Source organism: Cellulomonas sp. IC4_254 (assembly GCF_011603975.1).
Taxonomy (GTDB): Bacteria; Actinomycetota; Actinomycetes; order Actinomycetales; family Cellulomonadaceae; genus Cellulomonas.
The window spans coordinates 1-7465 of record NZ_JAANNB010000193.1 but is presented as its reverse complement, the minus strand read 5'-3'; the positions used below and the strand labels follow the sequence as shown (position 1 = coordinate 7465).

Genomic DNA, 7465 nt, shown 5'->3' with positions numbered 1-7465 from the left:
CGCCCGTGAGGTGGACCGCGAGGACCGCGACGTCGTCGTCCTGGTCGGCGTTGTCGAACTCGCGCAGCAGGACGTCGCACAGGTCGTCCGGCTCCAGCGTCCCGACGCCCGCGGCCACGGCGGCCATCCGGTCGAGCGCGTCCCGCAGGTTCCCGGACCGCCGCTCCAGCAGCCCGTCGGTGACGAGCACGAGGGTGCACGGCCCGTCGGTGGCGACCCGGGCGACAGCGCGCTCCCCCGGCGCGGGCACGCCGAGCAGCGGCGAGGACGCTCGCACGTACGCGGCGCCCGCGGGCGTGACGAGCAGCGGCGGCAGGTGCCCGGCGTTGGCGACCTCGATCGCGCCGTCGCGCAGGTCGACCACGGCGACGCAGACCGTCACGAGCTCGGGGTGGCTGCGGCGCAGCAGCGTGTTGAGCAGGTCGAGCGCCCGCGCCGGCGGGTGGCCCTCCAGCAGGTAGGCGCCGAGCGAGAACCGCAGCTGCGCCATGACGGTCGCCGCGCGCAGCGAGTGACCCTGCACGTCGCCGATCACGACCGCCACCCGGCCGTCGGGCAGGTCGACGGCGTCGTAGAAGTCGCCGCCGACGCTGAGCTGGGCGTCCGAGGCGCTGTACCGCGCGGCCATCCGCACCCCGGTCGGCGCGGGCAGCGTGTGCGGCAGCATCGAGCGCTGCAGGGTGAGCGCGACCAGGTGCTCCTGCGCGTAGGACCGCAGGGTGGCGAGCGCGCCGGTGAGCGCGGCGCGCAGCTGCTCGGCGAGCTCCCGCTCCTCGGCGCCGAACGCCTCCGGCGCGCCCACCGCGAACCCGCCGATCACCCGGCCGGCGCCGTCGGTGAGCGGTGCGACGTGCCACGCGGTGGTCGCGACGCCCGCCCGGTCGAGCATCTCCCGCCACACGCCCGGGGTGTCGGCGGCCGGCACGTCGTACGGGTCGGACGTGGGCGGCTCGGTGGCGGGGGCGAGCAGCCGGCCGCGGACGACCGCGCCGCCGGGCCCCGGGGACACCACGCGGGTCGCCATGCCGTCCGGGGCGGTCGCGACCACGACGACGGGCGCGTCGAACACCGTGGCGCCGCCCTCCGCCGCCCGGGCCACCAGGTCGTCCAGCGAGCGCGCCGAGGCGAGCGGCACGACGGCCGCCGCGAGGTCCGCGAGCCGGCGGGCGTGCTCGGTGATGCCCCGGCGGGCGGCGTGCGACCGGCACAGCGCGGCGACGGTCACCAGGAACTCCTCGCGGTCGAGCGGCTCCACGAGGTAGGCGTCGGCGCCGCGCTGCAGGCCCGAGGTGCGGGACCGCGCGTCGATCGACGTGGCGGACACGTGCATCACCGGGACGGCGGTCGCCGGGTCGGCCTTGATCCGCTCGCAGACGTCGAACCCCGACATGTCGGGGAGGTTCACGTCGAGGACGACCGCGTCGTGGCCCGCGGCGAGCTCCAGCGCGTCCCGGCCGGTGCCGGCCTCGGTCACGGCGTAGCCGGCGCGCCGCAGCCAGCTGGCCATCACGTACCGGTGCGCCTCGGTGTCGTCGACGACCAGGACCCGGCGCGGGGCCTCCACGGCAGCGGTCACGGGCCCTGCTCCCCCGTGGCCGCGCCGTCGGCGGCCACCGGCGCCCCGGCCGCGCGCAGCGCCCGGGCCAGCCCGGCCGCGTCCAGCTGCGCCTTGTCCAGGAACGGCGCGTCCGCGTCCGGCGGCTCGGCGCTCGACATCAGCACCACCGGCAGCCCGGCGGTGCGCGGGTCGGAGCGCAGGGCCGCCAGGGTGGCGGGGCCGTCCGTGCCCGGCATCCGCACGTCGAGCAGCACGACGTCCGGCAGCGCGGCGGGCGGCGCGAGGGCGGCCAGCGCCTCCGCGCCGTCGCGCGCCTCCAGGACCTCCGCGGCGGCGTCGGCGAGCAGGCCGCGCAGGACCACCCGGCTCGGCTCCTCGTCGTCGACCACGAGCACCCGCCCGAGCGTCGGCACGTCCGTCCGCTCCAGGGTGAGCGTGAACGTGCTGCCCTCGCCCACCTCGCTGGCGACCTCCAGCGAGCCGCCCAGCGCCTCGGCGACCCGCCGCGCGTACGGCAGGCCGAGCCCGGTGCCCTTCACGGACGGCTGCAGCCGGTTCGGCACCTGGAAGAACTCCTCGAACACCTCGTCCAGGTGCTCGCGCGCGATGCCCAGCCCGGTGTCCTCGACCGCGATGACGACCGTCCGCCCGTCGGCGGCCCGGCCGGCACGCAGGGTGACCGCGCCGGACTCGGTGAACTTCACCGCGTTGGTCAGCAGGTTCCGCAGCACGCGCTCGAGCAGCTCGGGGTCGGTGTGCAGCACCAGGTCCGCGGTCACCTCGACGCGCAGCTCCACCTCGGGGCGCAGCAGCGGCCGGACGGTCCCGGCCAGCTCGGCCAGCATCGCCGGCAGGTCCACCCGCACCCGGCGCACGTGCTGGCGCCCCGACTCGGCGCGCGCGAGGTCGAGCAGCTCGTTCACCATGCCGAGCAGCGCCCGCGCGCTGGCGTCGAGGTACCCGACCTGCACCCGCTGGTCGGCGTCCAGGTCCCCGTCGGCGAGCAGGGACGCCAGGCCCAGGATCGAGTTGACCGGCGCGCGCAGCTCGTGGCTGACGCTGCGCAGGAACCGGGTCTTGGCGTCGTTGGCGGCGGCGAGCTGGCGCCCCCGCTCGTCGAGCTCCGCGTACAGGGCCACGACGCCGCTGTTCGTCTCCTCGAGCTCGTCGGAGAGCTGGGTGTACATCGCGAGCACGCCGCGGCTGGTCTCCTCCAGCTCCTCGTTGGCCCGGACCAGCTCGGCCTCGCGCGCTGCCAGGGCGTCGAGCGCCCGGACCAGCTCGGCGTTCTGCACCCGGAGCTCGCCGAGGGCGTCGGCCGACCGCGGGCGGGCCAGTGCCTCGTGCACCCGGTCGAACCGGCCGCCCAGGAGCGCCTCGCCCGGCAGCGCCTTGTGCAGCACGACGACCCGGCCGTCGGGGCCGTCTGCCACCTCGACCCCGTCGAGCAGCCGCTCCGCCGCCGCGACGCCGGTCAGGGCGCCGTGCGCCGCCCCGGGGCGCAGCGCGCCGTGCACGTGCACGACCAGCCCGACGTGGGGCGGCGCGGTCACGTGCAGCACGGCCCGGCCCCGCCCCGCGGCGACCACCTCGCGGCCGACCTCCGAGAGCGCCGTCGCGAGCCGCACCTGGTCCTGCCGGTCGAGGCCGAGCAGCTCGCCCGCCTCGCGGCCGACCTGGCGGAGCACCACGACGTCGCCCTCGCCCACGATCTCCACCACGGCGAGCTCGCGCAGCGGCCCGGCCGGCGGCAGCGACCGGCGCGGGCTCACGCCGCGACCCCCGCGCGCGCGACCACGACGCTCGCGTCGTCCCGCCGCACGCCGAAGTCGCGCAGCAGCACGGAGGCGACCACGAGCGGCGTCCGGCCGAGCAGGCCCGGGTACGGCTCGAACGACTGGCGCTCGGTGACGCCGTCGCTGTGCATGACGACGACCGCGCCCGTCGGCAGCGGGTACGCCACCTCCCGGATCGTGCGCGCCTGCGCGCCGACGATGCCGGGGTGGCTGATCATCGCGCGGCGGGTGCGGCCGTCGTCCACGACCCCCGCGATGTTGCCGACGCCGGCGTAGCGCACGGCGTCCCCGTCGAGGCGGGCGACCGCCGCGGCGGCCCCGCGGGTGCCGGACAGCGCCCGGTGCACGGCGCGCAGCAGGTCCGCCGGCCCGGCCGGGGGCGCCGCGCGGAACGCCCGCACGGCCTCCGCGCTCGCCACCGCCGCCAGCGGCCCGTGGCCGAGCCCGTCGGCGAGCAGCAGCGTCCGCACGCCGTCGTCCTCGCGGACGGCGTAGGCGTCGCCGCAGACCTCCTTTCCGGTCATCGGCCGGGTGATCCCGACTGCGGTGCGCGGGGGCACCGGCGCGCCGGGCTCCGACGCGAACGTCGCGGTCAGCACGGTCCCCTGGCCCGGCCGGCTCCACACGTCCCAGGTGGACGCCAGCCGCACGACCGCGCCGAGCCCGATGCCGAGCGTGCCGGCAGACGACGTGCCGTCGACGACGGCCGCCTCGACGTCCCCGATGCCCGGCCCCGAGTCCGCGGTGACCACCTCGACGACCGGCCCGGCCGCGGCGTGCCGCAGCCGCAGCAGCACCGCCCCCGAGCCCGCGTGCTTGACCAGGTTCGCGGTCAGCTCGGTGACGGCGAGGCCGATCTCGCCGACCCGGTCCGGGCCCATGCCGACCCGCTCGGCGAGGGCGGCCGCGGCCCGCCGGGCGGCGCCGGCGGCGCTCACGTGGTCGGCGGTGATCCAGGCGACGTCCTCGACGGTGGCGTCCGCAGTCACCGCGACCACGAGGCGATCGTGACGCGCGTGCCCGCGCCCGGCGCCGTGTCGATCTCGAACTGCTCCACCAGCCGGCGCGCGCCCGACAGCCCCAGGCCGAGGCCGTTGCCGCTGGTCCACCCGTCGGTCATGGCCTGGTCCAGGTCGCCGATCCCCGGGCCGTCGTCGCGGAACTCCACCCGCACGCCGGTGCGCCGCCCGTTGGTCAGCTCGGACAGCACGGCCTCGCCGCCGCCCCCGTAGATCAGCGTGTTGCGCGCGAGCTCGCTCGCCGCGGTCACCAGCTTGGTCTGGTCGACGAGCGAGAGCCGGGCCCCCTGGGCCAGCGCGCGCACGGCCTGCCGCACCCGGACGACGTCGCCGTCCGTGGCGATGGCGAGCCGCTGCGCCGCGTCCGGCTCCACGGCGGTCACGCCCGGTCCGCGTCGAGCCCGAGCAGGAGCGCCTCCGGGGAGGTCGTGTCGGCGGGCCGGAGCATCCGCAGGCCCTTCTCGACGTCGAGGGCGGTCTTGACGCCGTCGAGCTGCAGGCCGAGCTCGACCATCGTGATCGCCACGGCGGGGCGCATGCCGACGACGACCGTGGTCGCGTCGAGCACGCGCGAGATGCCGGCGATCGAGGACAGCATCCGGCCGATGAACGAGTCGACGATCTCGAGCCCGGAGATGTCGATCAGCACGCCGCGCGCGCCGGTCTGGGTGATCCGCTCGGCCAGGTCCTCCTGCAGCTGCAGGGCGGTCTGGTCCTGCAGGTCGACCTGGATCGAGACCAGCAGGGTCGACCCGAGCTTGAGGATGGGGACGGCGTCCATCAGCCGATCGCCGACTTCGCGGTCCCGTTCGCGCGCAGCGCCGCGACGAGGGCGTCGGCGAGCGTCGCCTTGGTGCTGATGTCGCCGAACTCGATGCCGAGCGCGACGATCGTCTGCGCGATCTGCGGGCGGATGCCGGAGATCGTGCACTCGGCGCCCATGAGGCGCGCGGCGACGACGGTCTTGAGCAGGTGCTGGGCGACCTGGGTGTCGACCGCCGGCACGCCGGTGATGTCGATGATCGCGTGCTCGGAGCCGGTGTCGACGAGCGTCTGGAGCAGCTTCTCCATGACGACCTGGGTGCGGGCGGAGTCGAGGGTGCCGACCAGCGGGACGGCGACGACGCCCTCCCACAGCTTGACGACGGGGGTGGAGAGCTCGAGGAGCTGCTCGGCCTGCTCGGCGATGATGGCCTCCCGGGCCGCGGCGAAGGACTCGAACGTGAACAGGCCGAGGTCGTCGACGAGGCGGACCAGGGACATCAGCTCGACGAGGCCGGTGCCCTGCTCGTCGGCGGCGAGGGTGTACAGGCCCTCCTTGAGGGCGAACACGCCGACCGCGGTCTCGCGGGGCGTGAAGCCGAGGCGGGCGCGGGTCGCGGAGAGGTCCGCGAGCAGGCCGCGCAGGCCGTCGAACGCCGGGTCGGTCAGCCGGAGGCCGCCGTGGCGGAGGCCGCCGACCAGCGCGTCCAGGATCTCGCCCTGCTCGCGCTCGGCCTCGGAGCGGGTGGTCCGGCCGCGCAGCTCGGTGATGACCGCGTCGAGCCAGGCGGCAGAGATGTCGGCGCGCCGGCTCTCCAGGATCTCGGCGAGGCGGGCGGCGTCGGCTCCGGGCATCTGCTCAGGTCTCCGTTCGGGTGCGGCTGGCTCGCCGGGGGGCGGGCGCGGGCGTGATGCTACAGCGCAGGTCAGCGGGGCGCCCGACGGGCGACGGGCGGGGCACGGACCGCGCGCCGGGCCTCCGTCGTGCGACCAGGGGCGGGACCGGCCACGCGGGTGACAAACGGGACAAATACCCGCGAAACGGTGTGAGCGAGGCTACGGTCTGCGCGTGACAGTTGCCGGAGCCAACCGCGCGGCGCCGCGCACCGCCGCCGCCCGCGCGGCAGCCACCTCCCCCGCAGGCCGGGTCGCCGGGCTGGACGCGCTGCGCGGCGTCGCCATCGCGCTGGTGATGCTCACCCACGCCGACGGCGCGCTGGTCGGCTCGGGCGGCATGGTCGGCGTGACGCTGTTCTTCGTCCTGTCCGGCTTCCTCATCACCGGCCTGCTGGTGCGGGACCTGGAGCGGCACGGGCGGGTCCGCTGGGGCCGGTTCTACGGGGCCCGCGCGCTGCGGCTGCTGCCGCCCCTGGCGCTGGTGCTCGCCGGCTACCTCGTCGTCGAGGGCCTGCTCGGGTGGTTCGCCGGCCCCTCGCAGGTGCCGTGGACGCTGCTCTCGGCGCTGACCTACACCTCGAACCTGCCGTACCTGCCGCACGGCAGCGGCGCGTTCTTCCACCTGTGGACCCTCGCCACCGAGGAGCAGTTCTACCTGCTGTGGCCGGTGGTGCTCGCGTTCGCGTGGCGCCGGCGGTGGGTGCGCGGCGTGCTGGCGCTCGGCGTGGCCGGCTCGCTGCTGCTCTGCGCGGCGACCATCGCCTACCAGGCCCCCGACGTCGCCCGCGTGTACGCGCTGCCGACGTCGTGGTCCGTGGCGCTGTTCCTCGGCTGCGCGCTGCGGCTCGGACGGGACCGCGTGTCCCGGGCGCTGCCGGCCGGACCGGTCGGGCAGCGCTGGCTGGCGGGGACGCTGCTGACGCTGCTCGCGGGGCTGGCCCTCGTCCCGGGGCTCGACACCTCGCCGTGGATGTACCTCGCCGTGGTGCCGGCGGTCGCCGTCGCCTCCGCCGTGCTGGTGCTGCTGGCGGCCGGGTCGCGCTGGCGGGCGCGCGGGCCGGTGCGGGCCGTGGTCGCGCTCGGCACCGTGTCCTACGCGGCGTACCTGTGGAACCTGCCGATCACCCAGTGGCTCGGCGACCCCCGGGACCTCGCGGGCGGGACGCTCGGGGTCGTGCTGACCCTCCTGGCGGCGACGGCGAGCTGGTGGCTGGTCGAGCGCCCGGCGGCCCGTCTGCGCCACCGCCTCCTGCCGAGCGGTGCCGACCACGCCCGCGTGCCGAGCCCCGCCGCGCCCGCCGACTGACCACGGTCCCGTCCACGGCCCCGTCCGCGAGGGGATAGCCGACACGTCGAACGAGTACCCCGCGGGTAACCACTCGACGTGTCGGGTACTCCCTCGGCGACGCGGGGCCCCCGGGGCGTGCCCCGCG

The 7465-nt window shown here is 76.7% G+C and carries 7 protein-coding genes; 1 reads left to right on the top strand and 6 read right to left on the bottom strand.

Annotation, left to right across the window (positions count from 1 at the left end):
* From G6556_RS15700 to G6556_RS15675, 6 genes are all read right to left on the bottom strand, one after another.
* The coding region (locus G6556_RS15700; protein WP_166943466.1) for a fused response regulator/phosphatase at positions 1 to 1576 on the bottom strand (1576 nt) is incomplete at its 3' end.
* Positions 1573 to 3330 carry an ATP-binding protein gene (locus G6556_RS15695; protein WP_205693584.1) on the bottom strand — a complete coding sequence of 586 codons (1758 nt, stop codon included), beginning with the start codon at positions 3328 to 3330 and terminating at the stop codon, positions 1573 to 1575. The genes G6556_RS15700 and G6556_RS15695, both read right to left, overlap by 4 nt.
* On the bottom strand, positions 3327 to 4352 hold the full coding sequence (locus G6556_RS20295; protein ID WP_166943462.1) for an ATP-binding protein: 1026 nt from the start codon (positions 4350 to 4352) through the stop codon (positions 3327 to 3329). The genes G6556_RS15695 and G6556_RS20295 overlap by 4 nt, the downstream gene beginning before the upstream one ends.
* Positions 4340 to 4756 carry an ATP-binding protein gene (locus tag G6556_RS15685; RefSeq protein WP_166943459.1) on the bottom strand — a complete coding sequence of 139 codons (417 nt, stop codon included), beginning with the start codon at positions 4754 to 4756 and terminating at the stop codon, positions 4340 to 4342. Before G6556_RS15685 ends, G6556_RS20295 begins: the two co-directional genes overlap by 13 nt.
* Positions 4753 to 5154 carry an STAS domain-containing protein gene (locus G6556_RS15680; protein WP_166943456.1) on the bottom strand — a complete coding sequence of 134 codons (402 nt, stop codon included), beginning with the start codon at positions 5152 to 5154 and terminating at the stop codon, positions 4753 to 4755. The genes G6556_RS15685 and G6556_RS15680 overlap by 4 nt, the downstream gene beginning before the upstream one ends.
* Positions 5154 to 5990, bottom strand: coding sequence for an STAS domain-containing protein (locus tag G6556_RS15675; protein WP_166943453.1), 837 nt, complete (start codon positions 5988 to 5990; stop codon positions 5154 to 5156). The genes G6556_RS15680 and G6556_RS15675 overlap by 1 nt, the downstream gene beginning before the upstream one ends.
* Before the next feature lie 214 nt (positions 5991 to 6204).
* Between G6556_RS15675 and G6556_RS15670 the strand changes: the two genes are divergently transcribed.
* A complete protein-coding gene (locus G6556_RS15670) occupies positions 6205 to 7338 on the top strand; it encodes an acyltransferase (RefSeq protein WP_166943450.1) in 1134 nt (377 codons plus the stop codon).
* Positions 7339 to 7465: the final 127 nt, after the last annotated feature.

Excerpts from the sequence above, each read along its gene's own strand:
- G6556_RS15675 (WP_166943453.1), bottom strand. The coding sequence starts at position 5,990 with ATGCCCGGAGCCGACGCCGCCCGCCTCGCCGAGATCCTGGAGAGCCGG.
- G6556_RS15680 (WP_166943456.1), bottom strand. The coding sequence starts at position 5,154 with ATGGACGCCGTCCCCATCCTCAAGCTCGGGTCGACCCTGCTGGTCTCG.